The sequence below is a fragment of the Terrabacter sp. FW104-15G4B genome (assembly GCF_058790095.1).
Genome location: NZ_JBYTCI010000023.1, coordinates 18,197 through 39,539 on the forward strand (window position 1 = coordinate 18,197; position 21,343 = coordinate 39,539).

Annotated in this window: 20 protein-coding genes; 3 read left to right on the forward strand and 17 right to left on the reverse strand. The window is 71.6% G+C overall.

Annotated elements, in window-relative coordinates; translation table 11 throughout:
• Window positions 1–73 precede the first annotated feature (73 nt).
• Genes AC3WRT_RS15945 through clsA form a run of 4 tightly spaced genes read right to left on the reverse strand, consistent with a single transcriptional unit; the run spans window position 74 to window position 2,932 of the window.
• The gene (locus AC3WRT_RS15945; RefSeq protein ID WP_492723628.1) at window positions 74–973 is read right to left on the reverse strand and encodes a DUF881 domain-containing protein; all 900 of its coding nucleotides are present in this window, start codon (window positions 971–973) and stop codon (window positions 74–76) included.
• Between the two features lie 2 nt (window positions 974–975).
• Window positions 976–1,308: a small basic family protein gene (locus tag AC3WRT_RS15950; protein WP_492723630.1), complete on the reverse strand. Its 333-nt coding sequence runs from the start codon at window positions 1,306–1,308 to the stop codon at window positions 976–978.
• A complete protein-coding gene (locus AC3WRT_RS15955) occupies window positions 1,305–2,297 on the reverse strand; it encodes a DUF881 domain-containing protein (RefSeq protein ID WP_492723632.1) in 993 nt (330 codons plus the stop codon). The genes AC3WRT_RS15950 and AC3WRT_RS15955 overlap by 4 nt, the downstream gene beginning before the upstream one ends.
• Before the next feature lie 26 nt (window positions 2,298–2,323).
• A complete protein-coding gene (gene clsA, locus AC3WRT_RS15960; RefSeq protein WP_492723634.1) occupies window positions 2,324–2,932 on the reverse strand; it encodes a cardiolipin synthase ClsA in 609 nt (202 codons plus the stop codon).
• Between the two features lie 242 nt (window positions 2,933–3,174).
• On the opposite strand from clsA, the gene AC3WRT_RS15965 reads away from it, so the two are divergent.
• From AC3WRT_RS15965 to AC3WRT_RS15975, 3 genes are all read left to right on the forward strand, one after another.
• On the forward strand, window positions 3,175–4,635 hold the full coding sequence (locus AC3WRT_RS15965) for a right-handed parallel beta-helix repeat-containing protein (protein ID WP_492723636.1): 1,461 nt from the start codon (window positions 3,175–3,177) through the stop codon (window positions 4,633–4,635).
• Window positions 4,632–5,099, forward strand: coding sequence for a hypothetical protein (locus AC3WRT_RS15970; RefSeq protein ID WP_492723638.1), 468 nt, complete (start codon window positions 4,632–4,634; stop codon window positions 5,097–5,099). The genes AC3WRT_RS15965 and AC3WRT_RS15970 overlap by 4 nt, the downstream gene beginning before the upstream one ends.
• Window positions 5,100–5,176: 77 nt before the next feature.
• The gene (locus tag AC3WRT_RS15975; protein ID WP_492723640.1) at window positions 5,177–6,766 is read left to right on the forward strand and encodes a Rieske 2Fe-2S domain-containing protein; all 1,590 of its coding nucleotides are present in this window, start codon (window positions 5,177–5,179) and stop codon (window positions 6,764–6,766) included.
• Window positions 6,767–6,817: 51 nt separating this feature from the next.
• On the opposite strand, the gene AC3WRT_RS15980 is transcribed toward AC3WRT_RS15975, so the two are convergent.
• From AC3WRT_RS15980 to AC3WRT_RS16040, 13 genes are all read right to left on the reverse strand, one after another.
• The gene (locus AC3WRT_RS15980) at window positions 6,818–7,462 is read right to left on the reverse strand and encodes a sugar transferase (RefSeq protein WP_492723642.1); all 645 of its coding nucleotides are present in this window, start codon (window positions 7,460–7,462) and stop codon (window positions 6,818–6,820) included.
• Complete coding sequence (locus AC3WRT_RS15985; protein WP_492723643.1) at window positions 7,459–8,472, reverse strand: hypothetical protein; 1,014 nt, start codon at window positions 8,470–8,472, stop codon at window positions 7,459–7,461. Before AC3WRT_RS15985 ends, AC3WRT_RS15980 begins: the two co-directional genes overlap by 4 nt.
• Entirely contained in the window at window positions 8,469–9,752 is a 1,284-nt protein-coding gene (locus AC3WRT_RS15990; protein WP_492723645.1) for a lipopolysaccharide biosynthesis protein, read from the reverse strand. The genes AC3WRT_RS15985 and AC3WRT_RS15990 overlap by 4 nt, the downstream gene beginning before the upstream one ends.
• Before the next feature lie 3 nt (window positions 9,753–9,755).
• Window positions 9,756–11,168, reverse strand: coding sequence for an O-antigen ligase family protein (locus tag AC3WRT_RS15995; RefSeq protein ID WP_492723647.1), 1,413 nt, complete (start codon window positions 11,166–11,168; stop codon window positions 9,756–9,758).
• A complete protein-coding gene (locus AC3WRT_RS16000; protein ID WP_492723648.1) occupies window positions 11,165–12,169 on the reverse strand; it encodes an aminoglycoside phosphotransferase family protein in 1,005 nt (334 codons plus the stop codon). Before AC3WRT_RS16000 ends, AC3WRT_RS15995 begins: the two co-directional genes overlap by 4 nt.
• The gene (locus AC3WRT_RS16005; protein ID WP_492723650.1) at window positions 12,166–12,588 is read right to left on the reverse strand and encodes a hypothetical protein; all 423 of its coding nucleotides are present in this window, start codon (window positions 12,586–12,588) and stop codon (window positions 12,166–12,168) included. The genes AC3WRT_RS16000 and AC3WRT_RS16005 overlap by 4 nt, the downstream gene beginning before the upstream one ends.
• Window positions 12,585–13,760 carry a glycosyltransferase gene (locus tag AC3WRT_RS16010; protein ID WP_492723652.1) on the reverse strand — a complete coding sequence of 392 codons (1,176 nt, stop codon included), beginning with the start codon at window positions 13,758–13,760 and terminating at the stop codon, window positions 12,585–12,587. Before AC3WRT_RS16010 ends, AC3WRT_RS16005 begins: the two co-directional genes overlap by 4 nt.
• Window positions 13,757–14,896, reverse strand: coding sequence for a hypothetical protein (locus AC3WRT_RS16015; RefSeq protein ID WP_492723654.1), 1,140 nt, complete (start codon window positions 14,894–14,896; stop codon window positions 13,757–13,759). The genes AC3WRT_RS16010 and AC3WRT_RS16015 overlap by 4 nt, the downstream gene beginning before the upstream one ends.
• The gene (locus tag AC3WRT_RS16020) at window positions 14,893–16,260 is read right to left on the reverse strand and encodes a hypothetical protein (protein ID WP_492723656.1); all 1,368 of its coding nucleotides are present in this window, start codon (window positions 16,258–16,260) and stop codon (window positions 14,893–14,895) included. Before AC3WRT_RS16020 ends, AC3WRT_RS16015 begins: the two co-directional genes overlap by 4 nt.
• A 22-nt stretch (window positions 16,261–16,282) precedes the next feature.
• A complete protein-coding gene (locus AC3WRT_RS16025; RefSeq protein ID WP_492723658.1) occupies window positions 16,283–17,746 on the reverse strand; it encodes an RtcB family protein in 1,464 nt (487 codons plus the stop codon).
• A gap of 37 nt (window positions 17,747–17,783) precedes the next feature.
• The gene (locus AC3WRT_RS16030) at window positions 17,784–19,280 is read right to left on the reverse strand and encodes a polysaccharide biosynthesis protein (protein ID WP_492723660.1); all 1,497 of its coding nucleotides are present in this window, start codon (window positions 19,278–19,280) and stop codon (window positions 17,784–17,786) included.
• Window positions 19,277–20,464, reverse strand: coding sequence for a DegT/DnrJ/EryC1/StrS family aminotransferase (locus tag AC3WRT_RS16035; RefSeq protein ID WP_492723662.1), 1,188 nt, complete (start codon window positions 20,462–20,464; stop codon window positions 19,277–19,279). The genes AC3WRT_RS16030 and AC3WRT_RS16035 overlap by 4 nt, the downstream gene beginning before the upstream one ends.
• Window positions 20,465–20,555: 91 nt before the next feature.
• On the reverse strand, window positions 20,556–21,263 hold the full coding sequence (locus tag AC3WRT_RS16040; RefSeq protein WP_492723664.1) for a helix-turn-helix transcriptional regulator: 708 nt from the start codon (window positions 21,261–21,263) through the stop codon (window positions 20,556–20,558).
• Window positions 21,264–21,343 lie beyond the last annotated feature (80 nt).

The window sequence follows — 21,343 nt, forward strand, 5'->3', positions numbered from 1 at the left end:
ATGCCGTCGGGGAGCGCGCAGGGAGTGGGCCCGTGCCGACACGAACGTCGTGCTCGGCCGTTCGCCCCGGTGCTCACTCCACGGGCTTGGCGTGCGTCATCGCGGTGGGCCGGTGCACCGAGGTGATCTCGATGAGACCGGACTCCGAGATCGATGCCTCGGCGCCCTTCTGGCGCACGGACTCGACGATGCCGCCCGGGATGGTCATCGCGGACGAGAGGGTCTTCGAGTCGCCGATCACCTTGATGACCAGCGGGCGGCTCACCGGGGTGCCGTCGACCAGCAGGGCTCCCGCGCGGTCGCCGACGAACGAGGAGCCCACGACCCGGACGCCACCGACCTCGATCGACTCCGCTCCCGCGTCACGCAGCTCCTGGATGATGTCGAGGACGATCGGCGCGGTCACCGCGTTGGTGGGGTCGGAGATCCGCAAGGTGATGCCCGGCCCCTTCGTCGGGATCGTCCCGGCGAGGATGCCCAGCGTGTCGACCCGCTTCTGGGCCTGCTCCAGCGCCTCGCCGGCCGTGCCGGTGCCGTTCTTGAGCCGGTCGCGCGTCGACTCCAGCTCGCGCACCTGCTGGTCCAGCCGAGAGGAGCGCAGGGAGATGTCGTCGAGGACCCGGACCAGGTCGGTCTGGCTCAGCTCGTCGAGACCGCGCTGGCTGGTCAGCTGGACCTGGGTCGCGATCCCTGCGCCCAGCAGCACGGCCAGCAGGGCGCCCAGCAGGTTGGCTCGGGTCGCGCGCGGGCGGCTCATCTTCACGAGCCGCGCCCAGGCCGCCCGCCCGTCCACCGGCGACCGCCGCGGGGTCGGTGCTGCGTCGGTCGGCTCGGCCCCTGCGGGCCGGTCGACCAATGCCGAGGGGTCGACCGGTGCAGCTGCTGAGATCGGCGGGACGGCCGACGGGGCGGCCGACGGGTCGCTCGTCGGGACCGGTGCCGGCCGTTCCTTCCCTCCCTTGCCCTTGCCCATGCTCAGGCCTTGAAGAGGTGGCGGCGGATGGAGGCGACGTTGGAGAAGATGCGTACGCCGAGCACGACGACGACGCCGGTGGAGAGCTGGGAGCCGACTCCCAGCTGGTCGCCCAGGAAGACGATGAACGCGGCCACGACGACGTTGGACAGGAACGAGACGACGAAGACCTTGTCGTTGAAGATGCCGTCGAGGATCGCGCGGATCGCACCGAACACGGCGTCGAGCGCGGCAATGACCGCGATCGGTAGATACGGCTGCAACCACGCCGGGACGGACGGGTCGAGGAAAAGCCCCACCGCGAGTCCGGCCAGAAGGCCGAGAACTGGGATCACGAAGGGTTCTCCTGACTGGTCGTGGGTGCGGGGGCGCCGGTGCCGCCGCCGGTCGCGCGGCGAGATGGACTGTCGTCCGGCGTGGCGGGCGGCGTGGCTCTCCCAGTCGCGCCCGTGCCGGGGGTCCCGGTACCCGGCTGGGAGCCCGGGCCGGACGAGCCTAAGGGTGACCCCATCGGTCGCGCGACCTCGAGCCGCGCGGCCGAGTCGCCCGGCACCGTGAGGGAGTCGCCGGCCGCGAGGGTGGAGCGGATCTTGTACTGCTCGGTCAGCTGGGAGAGGTACAGGCCGGCGAAGGACGGCTCGAAGAGCTGCCGCATGCCCTGCGGGTCACCCAGCGCGGTGATGACGTAGGGCCGGGACAGGGGACGGAAGTCGACGATGATGGCCTGTCCGGCGAAGCGGATGGCCGCCGTCGAGCTGAGCCGGTGCCCGTTGATCGCCATCGCCTCGGCACCGGCGGCCCAGAGCCCGTTGACGATGATCTGGAGGTCACCGGAGGCGACGCGTCCCGCTTGGAACCCGCTGCTCGGGCGGCTGCCGGCGTCGGCGCCACTGTCCGTCGATGGGGCGTCGTCGAGGGTCAGCGTGAGCCCGGGGCCTCGCATGGCCACGGCGCCGGCCTGGACCTCGAGGTCCTTGATCGTGCTCGTGAGGTCGGGCCCGCCGGACTGCCGGAGCTCGAGCGCCTCGTAGTCGCGTACCTGCCTGCCGAGGACGGCAACCGTCGCCTCCTGCGCGTTGGCGTGCTTCTGCAGGGCCTCGATCCGCGTGACGAGCTCCTTCTTGATGGCTGCTGCCGCGGTCGGCTTGGGCCGCAGCGACTGGGCGGCTACCGCGAAGAGGAAGCCGGCGAGGATCGCGAGGACGACGACGATGACCGTGCGCGTCGACGTGGCCCGGGGCAGCCCTGCCGCCGCACGGCGGTCGGCTGCCTCCTGGTATCCCGCGTCGAGGGGACGCTCCATCATCGTCGTGAGCAGCGTCATCGACTCGTCGGGTCGGCGCGGCGCCGTCACGGGGTTGCCGCCCGCGGACGTTGCGCCAGCACGATGCGCGCATGCACGGCATACAGCACGGCGGCGAGCCAGTAGAGCACCACACCCCACCACGCGAACCCCCACCCGACCGGCCTCGCCACGGCGCCGAGCCAGTCGTCGCGGTGCGCGAGCAGCAGCAACGGGAAGGCGTAGAGGAGGTTGAAGGTGGCGGCCTTGCCGACGAAGTGCACCGGGAGGCCGAGCTGTCCCTTGGACCTCAGGTACAGCAGCATCAGCGCCATCACGGCCTCGCGGGCCAGGAGCGCTGCCACGAGCCAGACGGGGATGATCTCGCGCCAGGCGAGGCCGACGAGGGTGGTGAGGATGTACAGCCGGTCGGCGATGGGGTCGAGGAACTGGCCGAGGCGGCTTTCCATGTCGAACTGCCGGGCGATCTTGCCGTCGAGGTAGTCGGTGACGCCCGAGAAGAGCAGCAGGAGCAGGGCCAGGCCGTCGTGGGAGGAGAGGATCGCCCAGAGGAAGACCGGCACCCCGAGCAGACGCAGCACCGACAGGACGTTGGGGATGGTCACGAGGCGCTCCGACACGACGTGCTCGCGCTCCCCCGCCTTCTCGACCTCCACGGCGGCAAGCCTAACCGGCGTCCAGCACGGTCGCCGCCGGTCTCGGCATCGATCCGGACACGGTCGGCCGGCTCCGCCGAACGATTCGGGGACCGGAGGCGTCAGCGGTGGGCACGACTGCCCCTCGTCGAGCGCGGCCTCCTGCAAAGGGCGTATGCCGCCTCCGTCAACGGGTGGAAGGCATCGCCCCCAGCGGTGGTCAGACTTGAGATTCAGGCCCGCACAGGCTGGAAGGACGACTCATGGCTTCCCCACACACCACCGCGCGCAGAGCCGGTCTCGCCGCCAGCATCCTGGTCGCAGCCCTGGGCCTCGCCGTAAGTCCCGGCAGCCCGGCCGCAGGGGCGACCACCTACCTCTACGTCGGCGCCAGCGGCTGCTCCGACTCCGGCTCCGGCACCGCCAGCGTGCCGTTCTGCACCATCGCCAAGGCCGCCAAGGTCGCCGTCGCCGGCCAGACGGTGCTGGTCTCGTCGGGCACCTACACCGACGAGGTCGTCCCGTGGCACTCGGGCGTCTCCGGCTCCCCCATCGCCTTCCAGCCAGCCCCCGGTGCGGCGGTGACGATCTCGGGAGCGAAGCGCGGGTTCACCATCTCCAACCAGAGCTGGATCACGGTGTCCGGCTTCACGGTCCAGAACACCTCGAGCAACGCGTTCTACGTCTACAACGCCACCGGCATCCGCCTGTCGAACAACACGGCGCGCACGTCGGGGCAACGGGTGTCGGGCTCCACGGCATACGGCGTATACCTCAGCGCCGTGACGAACTCCGTCGTCACGGGCAATCTCGTGACGAACAACTCGGCATCCGGCATCTACCTGACGAACGGGTCCACGGGCAACGCGGTCACGGGCAACGAGAGCTCGTGGAACGCGTACGGCTACCAGCGCAACGCCGTGGGCATCGACCTCCGGGCGCCCGGCAACCTCGTCAGCGGCAACCGCGTGCACGACAACGAGGACTCCGGCATCCAGGCCTACCCGGGTGGTGACCGCAACACCATCGTCAACAACGTCAGCTACCACAACAAGGGGTTCACCACCGTCAGGCTGACGAACTGCGACGCCCCGAGCACCGGCAACACCGCCGGGTGCATCACGGGCGACCACGGGATCGACGACTACGGCGTCACCGGCGGCTCAGTGGTGGGCAACACGGTCTACGACAACGTCAGTGCCGGCATCAACCTCGAGGGCGTGCCGTCCGGCACGCCGAGCGGCTTCACCTTCGCGAACAACATCGCGGTCGACAACGCGGCCACGTGTCCCGACGGCTTCAGCGGGACGGTCAAGTGCCCCAGGACGAGGGGGAACATCCGCGTCGACGCGACCTCGCAGCTCGGGACCCGTCTCGACTACGACCTCGTGAACCTCAGCGTCGCCGGGACGATGATGGTCTGGGGGTCGACGTCCTACACGTCCCTGGCGGGCTTCCAGGCCGCCAGCGGCCAGGAGTCGCACGGCCGGCAGGCCGACCCGCGCTGGACCAGCCCGTCGCAGGGAACCTTCACCCTGCGGGCCGGCTCCCCCGCGATCGACTCGGCCAACTCCAGCGCACCCGGCCAGACCACGTCGGATGCCGCCGCACAGCCGCGGGTGGACGATCCCGGCACCGTCAACAGCGGGGTCGGCGTCCGGCCCTATGACGACCGCGGCGCCTACGAGTACCAACCGACGACAGTGAGCGGGGCGACACGATGAGTGCTTCCACGACCTCCACCCACCGCTGGCAGATCCTGCTCGGCATCGCACTGACGATCGTCGTGGCGCTCGGCTTCGCGATGGTGGCCAGCGGCGCGTCATCGCGCGGGAGCGCGGGCGCTTCGCCGCAGGTGGCCGCCCGCCCGGTCGCTGCGGGTGACTGCGTCGCCATCGGGACACTGGTGTCGGCCACGACGTCCATGACAGCCACGACGTCGACCAAGGGCGCCGGTGCCTCACCGAAGACGGTCCGTGCCGGCCTGGACGCCGCCCGCGGCCGCGCCACCGAGCTCGCCCGGACGACGGCGTCCGCCGAGGCCCGTGAGCGGGCGCAGAACCTCGCAGACGACCTGGCCGCCTACCGGGTCAGCGTCGCCGCCGCCGCGCCGACCGCGCGCCACGCCGACGTCCTGGCGACCGTTCATGACGACGTGACCGCCCTGCGCCGCCTCTGCGGCCTCTGAGGCTCCGTCAAAAGTCGTAGACCGCCGTCAGCCCCGTGCCGGTGTCCGGCGCGGGGATGACGGCGGATCGTCGAGGGATGAACGGACCATTTGTCACCTCACTCGGTCACGCCGGACTGCGCATCGACGCACCGGGCATGCGGATGCTGTGCGACCCCTGGATGTCACCGCGCGGCGCCTTCCTCGGCGCCTGGTTCCCGTTTCCCGACAATGCCCACATGCGGACCCCGCAGTTGCTCGACGTCGACTGGGTGGCCATCTCCCACGAGCACCTCGACCACCTCGACCTGCCACTGCTGCAGGGACTTTCGCCATCCGTGCGCCTCGTCATCCCGCGCTACCCGTCCAGGGAGATGCGCAACCGCATCGCCGGCGCCGGCATCCGCAACATCGTCATCGAGCTCGACGCCTGGGAGCGGCTGGCCCTCAACGATCGCGGTGACTGGGTCACCGTGATCCCCGAGCTGAGCCCGATGTGCCACGACGCCGCGATCCTCGTCCACGTCGACGGTCACGCCGTCCTGCACACCAACGACGCGCGCCTCAGCGTCAGCCAGCTGCGTCGCGCAGCAGAGGAAGTCGGTCGGCCGATCGACGTCATGGGCGTGCAGATGTCGGGAGCGTCCTGGCACCCGATCTGCTACGACTACCCGCCTGAGGTCATCGAGCGCATCAGTGCCGAGAAGCGGCTGGGCAAGTTCCGGGCCGTGACGCGCCTGCTCCGCTCTGCGCCGCCGAAGATCGTCATGCCGTATGCCGGGCCGCCGGCCTTCCTCGACCCTGCCCTCGCGCACCACAACCCCACGGCGCAGCACCCGGGGATCTTTCCCCACCAGGGGCAGGCCCTCGCGTTTCTCAGGGAGCGGTTGCCCAGCCAGACGGCGCTGGTCCTGCTGCCGGGCGACCGGCTGCACGCCGGCTCGGGCGAGGTCGAGCGTGACTCGATGTGGGCTGACTTCTCCTTCGACGACACCTCCGACTACCTTCAGGCGTATGCCGGTCGCCGGGCCGACGAGATCGCCGCGGTCCACGCCGAGCTGCCCGACCCCCCGCCGGAGAGCCGGCTCGCCGAGCGCTTCCGCGACCACTTCCTCGATCTCGGCGCGCTGTCCGACTACTTCCTGCAGCGAATCGGCATGACGGTGCGCTTCGAGGCGCTCGGGCCCGCCGGGGGCACGTGGGACGTGCGCCTGGGCCCCGAGACCACGGAGGTCGACCTCAGTCCGAGCGACCGGACGCCCGGCTACCACCTCACCGTCGAGGCCCGCTGGCTCGATGCGGTGCTCACCGGGCGCGCCCGGTGGGAGGACCTCTTCCTCTCACTGCGCATCCGAGCAAGCCGCGACCCCGACGTGTACAACGACTACCTCGTGGGCCTGCTCAAGCACGCCGACCGCGACGCCCTCGAGGCGATCGAGGGCTACGAGACGAGCCGCGACCCGGCCGAGACGGTCGTGCTCTCCGACGGTCGGGAGGACTACGTCGTCAGCCGCTACTGTCCCCACGCCGGCGAGGACCTCCAGTACGGCGCCATCATCGAGAACGGCGTCCTCCGCTGCCTCGGGCACAACTTCCAGTTCGACCTGGCGACCGGTGCGTGCCTCAATGCCAGGTGCGACGCGTTGCAGGTCGCTCCGGCGACAGCCCCCGCCGCGACGGCCCCCTGAGACCGCCCCTAAGACCGCCGCACGGCACCGGGCGCGCGAGAGGCGGCGCGCTCACTGGGGGTGGAGCAGGTAGACGGCGGTCTCGACCAGCACGGCCACGGTGCGCCGCAGCGACGGCCTGCGCAGATAGCTGGCATCCAGCTCCACGCGGCGCGGCACGATGTCCTGCAGGTACCACTGCACGGGGTCGTGGGCCGGGCCGTCGGCGGCCGTGACGGGGGGCGGCTCGAGCACGCGGGAGTCGCGCATCCGGATCTGCGCGGGTCCGGTCAGGCCGGGTGTGTGCTCGAGCACCCAGCGACACTCCGGCGGGTAGCGACGCGCCAACGAGACCGCCTCCGGCCGCGGCCCGACGAGCGTCATCTCGCCGCGCAGCACGTTGAGCAGCTGGGGCAGCTCGTCGAGCGAGGTGCGCCGCAGCACCGCGCCCACGCTTGTGACTCGTGGGTCGCGCCCCACGGTGATGTCCGGCCCCTGTCTCCCCGTCGACATGGTGCGCAGCTTGAGGATGGTGAAGGGCCGCCGCCCCGCACCGACTCGCTGCTGACGGTAGAGGGCCGGGCCCGGACTGGTCGTCCGGATCGCGACCACCGCAGCCACGAGAAGCGGGGCGGTCAGGACGAGGGCGATCGCGGCGACGACGATGTCGAGGACCCGACGGGCAGGGGTGACGCGGGAGGGCGCCGCCGTGCTCACCCCGTCCCTGCCGCGACGAGCACGACGTCGAACTGACGCGTCACCGCCAGCACGTCGTGGGCGCGGTCCACCTGGTACTCCGAGGGCGTCATGTGTGTCCACAGCCGCGCTCCTTCCTTTCGCCTCTGTTGCAGGGCGCGGGTCAAGGCGTTCGATGCGCCCCGAGGGTCGGTCAGCGTGACGAACTGGCCCCGGTATCGCTGCGCCCACGTCCAGATGTCGACCGCCTTGGCCCCCTCGGCGAGCGGGATGTCCACGTAGGTGTGCACGTCGGCCTGGGCCTGGGCGTCTCCCCCGGTGTACGCGTCCGGGTGGGCCAACGCCTTGCGGGCCTGAAGGGTCACCCGGCCGCCCCAGCGGCGCACCGCCTCACGCCAGCACTGACGCATGGCCGAGTCGCGCGTGCTCCCCTGCGCGGCATACCAGCTGTCGTCCTGGAGTCCCGGGCTCAGGTTGACGACGTCGACGCCCGAGGCCACGTACCGGTCCACGGCTTCCAGGCTTGCGCCGGGGGTCGAGTCGTGTGCGTTGGCCCCGCACATGCGCATCGCCGGCGTGGACGTCGGTGTCCACGACAGGCAACCCAGCTCCGGGACGACGACGTCGATGAGCACCTTCGTCCCCGGGGACGCGGTGTGGATGTCCACGACCGCTTGGCGGAGCATGGCCAAGGCCTGGTCCGAGGTGGTGCCGTCGTGGTAGCCCAGCTCGTCAGCGACCTTGATGCCGCCCACGCCCTGGCGCCGTGCCAGGGCGAGGGCCGTACCGAGCACCTCGCGGTACCGGGTCGGGCCGGCCAGGTAGGCCTTGACGAAGTCGGACTCGACCCACACGCCCGCACCCTTCGCCCGGAGGTCGTCGACCAGCACGGCATACCTCCGGTCGGTGGGAGTCTGCGGCCCGAACGTGTTGGGCACCGGTGGGGCAGCGCTCGGCGCCGGGCTGCTGCACGCGCCCAGGAGAAGGGCCGATGCGGCGACGAGGCCCGACAGCAGGCGCAGCCGGGTCATCGGACACCTGCCGTCAGGCGTCGCACGACGAACAGGGTGCTGACGTCGGTGACCAGGTACGCGACAGCGCTGGCCCACGCTGCCCCGAGCACGCCGAACGGCGGGATGAGCAGGAGGTCCAGGGCAAGCGTCGCCACGAGTCCCACCGTCTGCAGCAGTGAGTTGGTGCCAGGTCGTCGGGTGCCCAGCAGGTAGCCGCTCGCCAGGCCTCCCGCGGGCGCGGCCACGAGGCCCACGGCGATGATGACCGCCGGCGTCACCGATGCGAGGAACTCCTGACCGTAGAGGAGGGGCAGCAGCGGTCTCGCCGCCAGCGCCAGCACGACGGCGCCTGCGGCGCCGAGACCGAGAAGCCACGGCAGCTGCCGGCGCACCATCTTGGCGGAGGCGTCGCGCCCCAGGCTCGCGATGCGCGGGTAGCTCACCCACGTCACCGCCAGCCCCGGCAGCTTGACGAGCTCCGCGAACTTCGACGCCACCGCATAGACGCCGAGGGGTGCCGGGCCTGCCAGTGTGCCCAGCACGAGGAAGTCGAGGCGCAGGTTGAGCAGGCCGACCAACCCACCGACCTGGCCGAGCAGGCCGAAGGACACGATGCCGCGCGCCAGCCCGCGGTCGGGCCGCCCGGTCATCCGCATCCCCCGGGCGTGGACCCGAGGGACCAGACGGGCCCAGCCGGCGCCGGCGACGACCACGTCGGCGACGATGAGCACGACCACGAGGAGCAGTGGTCCGCGCAGACCGAGCAGGTAGGCGAGGCCGAAGGCCGGGAGGAAGGCCGCCTCCTCGGCCGCGGTGACCATGTTGGAGCCGCGCCGGTCGTCAAGCCCCTGCAGGCTGGACTTCGCCACTGCCAACGGCAGCTGGGTGCCGACGCTGACGCCGGCGAGGATCATGACGAGCGTGCTGGTGGTCGGGAACAGGACAGTGTGGATGGCCGGCAGCAGCACGAACCACAGCGCGGTGCCGATACCGATGCCGGCGCCCAGCACCGCGAGAATCGTCGGCCACAGCCTCGCCTCGCCCGAGTGTGGGCCGGCGAGGAAGTAGCCCATCGCGCCGGGGAGGCCACACGCGGCCACGACACCCACGAGCCCGGGCACGACGCGCAGCAGCGCCAGGATCCCCACGTCCTCGGCACCCCCGGTGCGCGCCACGAGGATCGTGCCGAGCCCCAGGGCGACGACCGCGACGAGCCGTGCAGTGATGTTGCCGAGGACCGCGCGCCCGGGCAGGCGGATGTGCCGCGTCCTGCGGATGGGGTCCAGACGCACCAACACGTGTCATCCCCTCTCGGACGGCGGCTCGGACTCAGCCGACCGCACAGGGGCCGGGGGCAGTGAGGGCCTCCGAACCGGCGCTGGCGGCACGGCGTCCGCGCTCGGCGACTCCGAGGAGCGGCCACGGACCAGGTCGAGCCCGGCGAGCAGCCCCAGGAAGGCCCAGAGATGGCGGAAGTGCAGCACCTCGTAGAAGGAGCCCGACACGAGGAACGCCACCCCCATGGCGACGAGGAAGTGCGGCGACGGGAGCACACCTGCGCCGATCGTCGAGCGACCGGTCCTGACACGCCGTCCGGCAACACGAGCCAGCCGTGCCGCGATCGAGGCGAGTAGCACGACCAGACCGACGCCGCCCGCTGCACCGCGCTCGACGAGCGTCGCCATGTAGTCGTTGTGCGCCTCCTTGACGTACGGGGACGGTATCGAGGCCAGTGTCTGCTTCGTCCGTCCCGGCCCGAGGCCGATGACGTTGCCCTCCCAGAAGAGCCGCGCGCCTTCGGCGAGGAGAACCTGCCGGTCCTGGCTGGAGGCGTCGCCGCGGCCGAACGAGTCGTGCAGGACCGGTCCACCCGCAGCAGCCTTCGCCTGCAACGACCCCCAGTCGACGGAGGTCACCAGCAGGCCGCCGCCGAGGGCGAGCACGCAGGCCAGCCCGATCGCGGCGAGTGCCCCGCGCGACCGCCACGCGCCGACCAGCGCGCCCGCCGCGAGGCCTGCCACCACCCCGAGCATGGCGCCGTTGGAGCCGGTGAGGACGATCGCGCTCCCGATCAGGAGCACAGCTCCGGCGCGCGGAAGACGACGACGCGGATACCTCGAGGCGAGGACGAGGAAGAGGCAGGCGACGAAGTAGTTGGCAGCGAGGTTGGGGTCGCCGAACCTGAGGGCGGAGCGGGAACCGTCGCTGGTCGTCTGGCCCGCGAGCCAGGAGAGGCCGGCCAGGCGACCGCCGACGAGCAACCCGGCGCACACGACTCCGCTCCAGCACCAGCTCACGCACACCAGGCGCACGAGTGAGCGGTCGGCCTGCACCGCGCTGGCGAGGGCGGCAGCCCAGAGCAGGAGGAAGAGGTCCTGGCCGAGGGCCGCCGTTGAGCCGAGGGTTCTGGTGGACACTGCCGCGACGGCACCAGCCGACATCAGCAGCCACATTCCGAGGGCGTACGGCACGTGGAGGCGCACACGGTTTCGGGACAGCCAGAGCAGGATGCCACCGATCGCAAGGACGATCGGCACGTCGGCGGGCGAGGTGTTCCCGGGGCCGGTCGGGGTGAGGATCGGCATGCAGACGATGGCGAGAGCGATGACGAAGCGCAGGGCCGGCGATGCGGGAGTCACCCTCCCGCGGCCGGACGCCCGCGTGGTCGCGCTGCCCGGGTGCAGGGTGGCCGGTGTCGGGATCGTCGTGGTCATGACCCGACCTCCGTGAGCAGGAGCGCATGAGCACGGGCGAAGTCCTGCTCGTCGCTGCCGGCCGCCACCTGGCCCAGCCCGACCAGCATGGCGTCGCGCCAGGCGCCGGCGCTGGACTCGTGCCCCATCCCGGAGGCGACGAACCCTGCCACCAGGTCGGCGTACCAGCCCTGGCCACGCATGAGGTGCCGAACGGGGTCGCCCCAGGCTCTGGCCCTGAGGCCGGCATGGCCGTGGACGGCTCCGCCGGCCCGGGTGTGCCGGTCGAGGTAGAGGGTGTAGGCCAGGGCGAAACGCACCCGGTCCCACAGCTGGGCGGACCCGTATGCCGTGTGCTCCCAGTCGACGACGCCGCTGACACGGTCCCCCGACCTCAGGATGTTGCCGCACCAGAAGTCGCCGTGCGTGACGTGACCGGTGTCGAGCTCGCCCAGCCGCTCACGCGCCTGACGGCATACCTGCGCTGCTGCCTCACCGAGCCCGTCGTCAGGCCAGCGGCTCGCGAGCGCCGCACCGCTGTCCGCCTCGGGCGCCGAGGGGACCTCGACCGACTGCAGCCGCGAGAGCCAGCCGCCGACGGCACGGAAGTCGGCCCGGACGCTGCGGAGGCGGCCGGTGTGGTGCCACCGGTGGTAGTCGACGGACAACGGCCGGCCGAGCGAGACGGTCGTGACCAGGAGCGTGCCCGCTGCGGTGTCATGCAGTCCGACGACACGAGGGACCGTGCCGTCGACGAGTCCGGGGTCGAGCTCGGCGAGCCGCTGGAGCGCGGTCGCCTCCGCACGAACCGAGACCGCGGCGCCGGGCGTCAGGGCGACCTTCACCGCCAGGACCGGCGTACTCGTACCGGACGGCGTGGCCACGACGACCGCCTTGGGGTTCTCGTCCCGCGACATGGCGACGACGGCGAGCCGCACCGGCAGGGCGCCCAGGTGCTGCCGCAGGACGTCCTCGACCGCCACGAGGTCGGTCGCGGCTGGGGGGCGGGTCGACGTCGTCATGGGCGGTGGGCGATGACCATGCGCCCGGGGACGAGCCGGCCGACCCAACGGACGAGCAGGCGGTGGCGGAACAGGTGGGTGGTGGCAGTGATGACGAGCGAGCCCTTGGAGCGCCCGGGAGGCACGGTGGCGAAGGCGTTCCAGAACCAACCCAGGCTCTCGACGGCGTCCTCGACGACGAACGCAGCGTCACTCAGGCCCGGCAGGACGACGAGCTCACGGTCGACGACGAGACCCGCGCCGCGGGCGAGCCGCCGCACACGGCGCGCGCTCAGACGCCCACCGTCGAGCAGCACGAGCTGCTCCCCGGGCGACAGGTTCGGCATCGCCACGTCGGACTGCGGTCGCGTGCCCCGGACGACGACCACTGGGGTCTGGCTGGGCACGAGCACTGCCAGCGCGGCGTCCATGGCGCTCACGAGGCCCTGCCCCAGCCGGACGCGGGAGCCAGCACCGGGCGGTCGACGGTCGGCTCCGGGCTGTAGACCTCGCACAGGGTGGCACCCAGGGTGCCTGCGTCGTAACGGGTCCCCAGCTGCGCCCGGGCATGCTCGGCCCAGGCGGCCGCCTGTCGCGGGTGGGCCAGCGTGTGGTCCAGCGCTGCGGCGAGCTGGCCCGGGTCCTGCGGTGCCACGAGCAGGCCGGTCACGCCGGGGATCACGACGTCGGGCACCGCGTTCACGGACGTCGCCACCACCGGTATGCCGCACTCCTGCGCCTCCACGATGGCGCACGGGAGACCCTCGTAGCGGCTCGCCATCGCGAAGACGTCGAACGCAGGCAGCAGCTGCGGCACGTCGTCGCGGTTGCCCAGCAGCATCACCCGGTGCTCGATGCCCAGCTTCCGCGCGCGACGGGCCGTCTCCTCGAGCAGGGGACCGCCGCCGGCCCAGACGAGCACGGCCGGGCTGGCCATCCGCGCCAGCGCCTCCAGCATGACCTCGGGGGCCTTCTGGAAGTCCAGGCGACCCACGGTGCCGACGACGGTCGCCTCCTTCGGCAGTCCGAGGAGCGCGCGGGCTCGGGCCCGCGAGCCCGGTGAGACCGTGACCCGCGCCGGTTCGACCGCCGGTCCGATGGTGACGAGCTGGTCGGGCCGAACAACCCGGCGCCGCAGCGCCTCGACCGCCACCCCGGTGCCGACGGCGAGATAGGCGTCCGTGATGTGCGAGAGCGCGCGTTCGGTACGGATGTAGGTATGCCGTGCGGCCGCGGACTGGAAGTCGTGCCAGGGAAATCCGTGGAGCGTGTGCACGATCCGAGGCACCCCGGCCCTGGAGGCCGCGACGCGCCCCAGCACGCCCGCCTTGGCGCTGTGGGTGTGGACGACGTCGAAGTCCTGGGCGCGGAGGATCCTGTCGAGAGCCCTGAAGGCCCTGGCGTCGAGACCGGGACTGATCGGTGAGACGAGCTCGGGTACGACGACGACCTCCACGCAGTGGGCGCGGGCGGTGTCGAGGAGCACGTCACCCGACCCGACGACCAGCGTGCTGCGGTAGAGATCCTGGGGCAGGCTCACCGCCCCGCGCACGGCGACGCCCCCCGCCCCCGCCACGCACCGGGTGATGACGTGGGCCACGCGCTTGGTCATGCCGGCGCTCCCGTCATCCGCTGGGTCGTGGCCGGGCCCGGCGCGCGGACCTCGGTGACCATGGCGGCGCCGGCCGTGTCGCCGATGCCGGCGGTACCGGCCGCCTTGACCGAACGGCTGGTGCGGACCGCGCGCTCGGCCAGGTCGACGACCTCGGCGAGGGAGGTCACCGGGCGGGCCGGGAGGACCACCTCCAGGCACGGGAGCGACCGGGCGAGCCGCTCCGCCTCATCGCAGATCGCCGGGTGCGCCGGCCCGAGGCCCGTGCCGAGGGCCAGGGTCGCGGCGAAGGCCCAGTAGCGACGCAGCTCGCCCGCCGCATACGTGCCCGTGACGAGGGCTCTCGCCGCGTGCGCAGCGGGGATCGGTTGCACGGTGGGCCGCCCACCGGTGCCCCGTCGCAGCACGAGCACCAGGGAGGGCCGGACGTGGTGCTGCCGGCTGTCCCAGGGTCGCTCGACGCGGCCGTGCGGCATCGTCCGCCGCAGGCTCCAGCCCGCGCCGGCGTCGAGTCGCCGGGGTTCGGGAAGTGCGTGGAGGCGCTCACGGTCATAGGTGCACAGGTTGTCGCTGACGGGCGTCCCGTCGCCGGGGGCGAGGCTGGCCAGCAGTGTCGACTTTCCCACTCCACCGGGGCCTGCAAGCACCACGCCGTGGTCGCCCATCTGCGCAGCCGAGACGTGCAGCGGCACGCCGCCCCGCACGCCCGCCCACCAGAGCGCGGGGTACTGCACGAGCGCGGCTCGCCAGAGCAGCTCGGTGCGCGCCGGGGCCGCCAGGCGCAGCGCGCGATGGCTGGCGCCCGGGCGTGGACGTGCCCTCACGGTCAGTCCCACCGACGACGGCTCGACGAGCAGGTCGAGGCCGCTCCCGCACGCATCGGTGACCACGACACGACGGCCATCGCCCGCGGCCCCGCGGGTGATCGTGGTGAGATCTGCGTGGTCGAAGGGGGCGTCCGAGGACTCCACCCGCACTGCCACGTCGGGTAGGTCCCCAGTGTCCGGGGCGTCCGGCTGCGACGGTCCTGTCGGCCGCGACGCCTCGCCGAACGCGCGGTCGGCGACGTGCAGCCAGGCGCGGGACTCGGTGTCGAGCTCGACCGTCAGGCCGCAGGACTCGGCTCGGCGCCTCACGGCATCCTCCGCATCTTCTGGCCGCTCAGCATCTTCTGGCCGCTCAGTGCGCCCTGCTCCCCCGAACTGGACGCCGCTGCCCGACCCGGGGAGACGACCGTCGTGACCGGACCAGCGGGCCGCCCCGGGGGCCGGACCCGCCGACCACCGTGGGCCAGCGCAGCACGGTCGAGCAGGGGCCGGCGTCGGAACGTCAGCACGCCCACCATCGGCCATCCCATGACCGCTGCGTTGCGCGTGAGGTCCTCGAGGTTGCGTTGCGACTCGACGGCTGGACTGAGCGCGATGACAACGGGGTCACCGGGGTGGGGCGCCTCGGTGCCCGTGGTCGGCCGGCCGACCGTCGCAGCCGGAGCATGCTCGATGTGGACGCCGGTGAGGGTCTCGAGCTCCGAGCAGATTCGTGCCGCCCACCTCTCGTACCTCTTCTCGACCGGGAGCAGCAAGAGCGGCCGACCGGCGAACCGCGCCCCCACCACTGCTGCAGCCCCGGCGAAGTCACGCAGGCTGCGGGCTCCCTTCCGCCCGGCGAGGTCGAGGGTGGGCAGGTGCCCGAGCAGCGGCGCGTCGAGCTCGGCCGCGACCCAGCGTCGACCTCGCACCCGGGGATGCACCGCCTCCAGGATCGCGACCAGGCCCAGTGCCAGGATCAGCGCCGCGAGGCCGGCGAGCGCCACGAGCTGGGGCACCTTCGGGCCGACCGGGTCGGGCAACGCGGTGGCGGTGTCGAGCAGACCGATGCTCGAGCGCTGCGACGATGCCAGGACCAGGTCGGAGCGCTGGCGCAGCAGGTCCGTGAGCGTGGGCGCCTCAGCCGCGATCCGGGCCTGCAGCTCGAGCACCCGCCCCGGCGGAGCCACGGCGAGCTGCCGGATCAGGCTGTCGCGCTGCTTCGTGACTGAGTCGACCTGCTTGTTGAGGGAGGTCATCTGGACCGCGTCCCTCTGGTGAGAGGTGTTGGCGTACCTCTCTGCCTGCTGCACGAGCGAGTTCGCGGCGATGACCGATCGCTCCGGATCGCCACTGGTGACGGTCACGTCGTTGACCGTGGAGACGCCCACCCGGTTCACCGAGATCGACTTCGTGGCGAACAGGGTCGGATCCCCCTGGATACCAGCGGCAGCCATGGCCGTACGGGCCATGTGGGGCGCCGTGATGACGCCTTGCAGCCACTGCGTCGCCGCGTCCGCCTGCACGTTGGTGCTGGCGAGCCCGCCGGACATCTGGACGCGGGCGACGGCCTGGTACTCCTTGTCCTGGTGCGAGCCGTAGACACCGGCCGCGACCGTGGGCACGAGGACGAGCAGCCCGATCAACCACCAGTAGCCGCCGATCAGTCGACGGAAGGCCTCATCGATACGCATGTGACTCCCTCTCCGGGGTGGACTAGTGCAGGACGGCGAACGGGCGCATCCGAGCGACAGGGCGGACGATCCGGTGGGTGGACAGGACCGACATCGCCGCATTGACTCCGGCGTCGTCGAGGTGGGGCGCCTGGCTGGGCGCCGTGTCGTCGTAGCGGAAGCGCATCGTGTACCGCCCCGCCGGGTCGGACTGCGAGGTGCCGTTCCTCGCGAACTGGTCGATGACGGTGCCCGCCCCGTGGCAGGCGGAGTGCAGGCTCTGACCGCTGCTGTCGCCGGCAACCGCGAGGTACGAGGAGGTTCGGTGCGTGCCGGGGAGCAGCACCGCCTGACCGGTCTGCGCGAAGGTGGTGCCGGGCGTCATCAGATGCGCGGGGTAGGCGCGGCAGGAGTTGTGGCGGTGGACCACCGCCCGTTCCCCCGCGACGTCCTCCTCGTAGATGGAGTTGTGCGGTGAGTCCACGACGAGGCTGCCCGGAGCGCCGCCGAAGGTCTCCGCTGCCAGCTGGCGCAGGGCCTGGTACGTGGCCATGCGGAACGCATAGCCGTAGTTCATGGCAGCGGCGTTCGCCAGCATGAGCCGCTTGCCCTCGTCCGAGTCGAGGCTGACCGGTGGACATGCGGAGGTGAAGAAGAGGCGCATCCGCTCGCGGACCTCCTCCGTGGACCGTGCGGTCGCCAGGTGGAAGAGCGGCTTCTGGACGGCCATGGCAGCACGCATGACGCGGGCGGTGTCGCGCCGCCGCGCGAACAGGTGACCGATCTCGCCGGTGAGCACTCCCCCGCCCGCGTGGTACTGCAGGGTCACCTGGCCCTCGCGGACGCCCAGCAGCTGTGCGGCCGCCGGATCCAGGATCTCCTCGACCTGCTGGAGCTCGACGAAGTGGTTCGTCGGGCCCACGGTGCCGAAGCGGAGCCTGGCCAGCTGCCACGTGAGCGCCGGGATCTCGGCGACGAGGCGCTCGCTGCCGCCCCACTGCGCCAGGTCGATCCTGCCGCCCTCCTCGACGCGCTCCAGCTCGGCCGGGTCGACCCCGTTGCGTGCGACGGCAAAGTCTGCGCCGTCGGTGGCCGCGCTGATGACGTCACGGTAGGAGAGGTCTCGACGGTTGGTCGTCGGGTACGGATAGCGCTCGCGCACCCGGCGGTAGAAGTCGCTCACGGCTGCATCCGTCGGCCGGTCGCAGTTGAGGGCGATGAGCGCCATGCCGCAGTTGACCGACGAGCTCGTCAGTGTCGGCCGGATCGTCCCCGCCGTCGCCACGGCGATGCTCGACGGCATCTCCATGGCTGACTTGTGATGGAAGTCGGGCAGGACGACGGGTGGCGCAGCGAGGTCCATGCCGAGCGTCGCGGAGTTCAACGACGCCACGAGCTCTGGGTCTGCGGGAACGTGGTCGCTGTCGAACACACGCGCGGTGTGATGACCAGTCGTGGAGCCACCGCGTGGCTCGTCGGCGCGACCCGAGATGATGCTGATCTTCATGAGGCCAACCTGTCTGCTGGGTGGGTTCGGGTCCGCATCAGTAGTCGTCCGGGTAGGGCGCGAGCGTGTGGGGACCGACGGACGTGGCGACGGGCTCGGGGCGGAAGACCGGCAGGGCGGCGCTGAGGGTGCGGCGCACCTCGTCGGCCGCGTTGCGTCGGGCCGCGTCGTAGAGCGCGAGCATGAGGGCGTCGAAGTCCTCGTGCACGGGCACGGCCTGGGCGCCGAAGATGCGGGGGTGGCTCGTGGGGAAGCACTCCTCGTTCTCGCTGAAGAGCGACTCGTGGAGCTTCTCCCCCGGGCGCAGCCCGGTGAAGCGGATCCGGACGTCGGGCACGTCGAGCTGGCGTGCGAAGTTGGCCACGAGGTCGACGATCCGCACCGGCGAGCCCATGTCGAGGACGAAGGTCTCGGAGCCGGTCGTCAGGTGAGCGGCCTCCAGGACGAGGCCGACGGCCTCCTCGATCGTCATGAAGTAGCGCGTGACCTCGGGGTGGGTGACGGTCACGTCGTGACCGGCCGCCATCTGGGCCACGAGGACCGGCAGGAGCGACCCCCTGCTGCCGAGCACGTTGCCGAAGCGCACGGCCGAGACCACCGTCCGGCCACCCGCGTGCCTCTTGACCACCTGCTCGGCCAGGGCCTTGGTCGCCCCCAGGACGGACGTCGGGTCGGCGGCCTTGTCGGTCGAGATGACGACCAGGCGCTCGGCCCCGGACTCCACCGCCGCCGCCAGCACGTTGTAGGTGCCCTGGACGTTCGACTTCACGCCCTCGCACGGGTGCTGCTCGAGCATCGGCAGGTGCTTCAGCGCCGCCGCGTGGAAGACGATGTCAGGCCGGTAGTTCCCCATGATCTGGCGCATCCGGTCGGCGTCACGGATGTCCGCCACCACGGCGTCGTGCGACTCGAGGAACGCCTCCCCGCGCAGCTCGAGCTGGAGGCGGTGCAGGTTCGACTCGTCGTGGTCGAGCATGATGAGCCGACTGGGAGCGAAGCCGTTGACCTGACGGCACAGCTCGCTGCCGATCGAGCCACCGGCTCCGGTGACGAGAACCGTCTTGCCGGTGATGATGTCGGCGACCTCGGGTGATGCAACGTGGACCTCGCTGCGCCCGATCAGCTGGGCCACATCCAGGGAGCACATGTCGGTTCCGACGACATCGCGCCGCAACAGCGCCACGAACGACGGCAGTCGACGCACGCTCGCCCCCACCCGTGCGGCCGCAGTCGCCAGGCGAGCCACCTCCACCTCGGGCAGACCCGGGATTGCGAGCACCACCACGTCGATGCGTTCGGCCGTAGCCACCTTGAGGACGTCGGAGAGCCTCCCGAGCACCGGCAGGTGCCGCACCCTCTGCTTGGTCGAGTCGTCGTCGAGGAACCCCACCGGGAGCAGCCCGAAGTCGTCGACTCGTTGTAGGTCGCGCGCCAGCGCCTTGCCGGCGGCACCGGCCCCCACGATCAGGGTCCGCAGGCCCATGCCTGCGTTCGCGTTGCCGCCGCGCGGCCGGATCCCCACCTCCGAAGTCATCGTCCGCTCCCGATCTGCCACAAGGCCGCACACACGTCGTCGACGTCGTCATCCGTTAGGTTCTGGTCAAAGGGCAGAGACAAGGTCTCCTCGAACACCGCGTCGGCGCCGGGCAGGCCGCCCGCGGGCACGACGCAGTGGTTGACGTGCCACGTCAGGCGGTGCAGCGGGATGAAGTGCACCGAGGAGCCGATGCCGAGCGCACTCAACCGGTCGATGAGCTCGTCACGTGTCACGCCGAAGCCGGTATGGATCCGCACGGCGTAGAGGTGCCAGGCGTGCCGGCCGTCGACCGGGCGCGGGGGCAGGCTGATCGACGGCAGCCCGGCGAGCTGCTCGTCGTAGCGGGCAGCCACCTGGTCCCGGCGTCGCTGGTCCTGATCGAAGCGGCGCAGCTGCGCGCGGCCGATGGCGGCCTGGACATCCGTGAGGTTCGCCTTGAGCCCGTCGTCCGCCACGTCGTAGCGCCAGCTGGCTCCGGGGCGGTAGCGACGCCACGCGTCCCGCGACATCCCGTGCAGCCGGGTTCGGAACAAGACCTCGGCGAACTCCTCGTCGGTCGTCGTGACCATGCCCCCCTCACCGATGGCCAGGTTCTTCGTCGCGTAGAAGCTGAAGCACGTGGCTCGCGAGATCGAGCCCACCCGTCGGGACCGGACCGCCGTGCCGAGGGCGTGCGCCGCGTCCTCGATGACCTGGTCCAGGCCGAGCCCGGCTGCCGCAGCCGCCGACTCCACGTCCACCGGGTTCCCGCCCAGGTGGACGACGACCATGGCCGAGACGCCGCCCACCTCGCGGACGGCCCTGCGGATGAGCTCCTCGGTCGGGACGGCGCTCCACGGGTCGACGTCCGCCAGCACGGGCACCAGCCCGGCGTGGGCGATGGCGCCGGCGGCCCCGCAGAACGTGTTCGTGGTCATGAGCACGCGCGAGCCGGGGGCCAGGCCGAGGGCCCGCAGGGACAGCTCGAGCCCCGCCGTGCAGGAGCTGACGGCCACACCGCGGGATGCTCCCACGTAGTCAGCGAACTCCCGCTCGAAGTCGACGACCTCCTGACCGGTGGTCACCCAACCGGACTCGAGAACCCTGGCCACGGCGGAACGCGCTTCGGGCCCGATCACCGTGCGGGCGAAGGGGATCGAGCGGGTCTGCGCCGTAACCGGCGGCGATGTCTGAACTGTCATGTTCACCCCTGAGCCTTGGAACCTTGCAGCATGGATGCGGGTTGTTCCCGCTGCATCGAACGTAGGTACGGCGGCGACGCCGCACACCCGCTCACCGCCGGAGACCGCCTACGCCTTTCGTGGTAGACCTTTCCTCGGCACTCCGGCCGAGCAGGCCGTTGCGGCGGGCCTCGGCCACGGCGGCGAGCGTCGAGTGGACGTGCAGTCGCTGGAGGATCGCACCGACGTGGGTGCGCACCGTGTTGGGCGACATGTTGAGCAGCAGGCCGGTCTCCTCACGCGAGTGACCGTCCATGAGGCACCGGAGCACGTCGCTCTGGCGCGGGGTCAACTGCATGAGGAGGTGGCTCGAGGGGTCTGCCGGCGCCTGCGGCTGGTGCGGGGCCAGGACGGAGGTCATCAGCGAGACGGGGATGGAGACCTCGTGCGCCGCAACCTCGCGGACCGCCGATACGAGGCGCTCCAGCGGCTCTTCACTGCGCACCCACCCCCGTATGCCCACCTCCAGGACATCGCGGGACATGTCCTCGGCGCCGGCCTCCGTGATGAGCACGATCCCGAGGTCGTTGACGAGCTCGAGCGCGCATCGCGCGAGGTCGAGAAGCGCCTCTCGACGGAACACGGCATGAAGGACCAGCACGTCGACGGACGCGGGAACCATCAGCTGCAGCACGTCGGCTGTGGTGTTGACGCGCCCGACGACCCGAAGCCCTGGCCGAGCCCCGAGGGTCTCGGCCAGCGCCTCGAGCAGAAGCTGCTGCCGGGCGAAGACCACAACCCGAACAGGATGGGTCGTCATCCCCACAGCATCGAAGGATCGGAGCCGCGGCACACCCGACGTCTGGAGGATGTCCGGCTACGTCACATGGCCGACCGGGT

Coding starts and splice junctions, on each gene's coding strand:
- AC3WRT_RS16025 (WP_492723658.1), bottom strand. CDS start 17,746: ATGAAGATCAGCATCATCTCGGGTCGCGCCGACGAGCCACGCGGTGGC.
- AC3WRT_RS15965 (WP_492723636.1), top strand. CDS start 3,175: ATGGCTTCCCCACACACCACCGCGCGCAGAGCCGGTCTCGCCGCCAGC.
- AC3WRT_RS16010 (WP_492723652.1), bottom strand. CDS start 13,760: ATGACCAAGCGCGTGGCCCACGTCATCACCCGGTGCGTGGCGGGGGCG.
- AC3WRT_RS15955 (WP_492723632.1), bottom strand. CDS start 2,297: ATGACGCTGCTCACGACGATGATGGAGCGTCCCCTCGACGCGGGATAC.
- AC3WRT_RS15985 (WP_492723643.1), bottom strand. CDS start 8,472: ATGACCCGGCTGCGCCTGCTGTCGGGCCTCGTCGCCGCATCGGCCCTT.
- AC3WRT_RS16030 (WP_492723660.1), bottom strand. CDS start 19,280: ATGACTTCGGAGGTGGGGATCCGGCCGCGCGGCGGCAACGCGAACGCA.
- AC3WRT_RS16000 (WP_492723648.1), bottom strand. CDS start 12,169: ATGACGACGTCGACCCGCCCCCCAGCCGCGACCGACCTCGTGGCGGTC.
- AC3WRT_RS16020 (WP_492723656.1), bottom strand. CDS start 16,260: ATGCGTATCGATGAGGCCTTCCGTCGACTGATCGGCGGCTACTGGTGG.
- AC3WRT_RS15975 (WP_492723640.1), top strand. CDS start 5,177: ATGAACGGACCATTTGTCACCTCACTCGGTCACGCCGGACTGCGCATC.
- AC3WRT_RS15945 (WP_492723628.1), bottom strand. CDS start 973: ATGGGCAAGGGCAAGGGAGGGAAGGAACGGCCGGCACCGGTCCCGACG.
- AC3WRT_RS16035 (WP_492723662.1), bottom strand. CDS start 20,464: ATGACAGTTCAGACATCGCCGCCGGTTACGGCGCAGACCCGCTCGATC.
- AC3WRT_RS15995 (WP_492723647.1), bottom strand. CDS start 11,168: ATGACCACGACGATCCCGACACCGGCCACCCTGCACCCGGGCAGCGCG.
- AC3WRT_RS16040 (WP_492723664.1), bottom strand. CDS start 21,263: ATGACGACCCATCCTGTTCGGGTTGTGGTCTTCGCCCGGCAGCAGCTT.
- AC3WRT_RS15970 (WP_492723638.1), top strand. CDS start 4,632: ATGAGTGCTTCCACGACCTCCACCCACCGCTGGCAGATCCTGCTCGGC.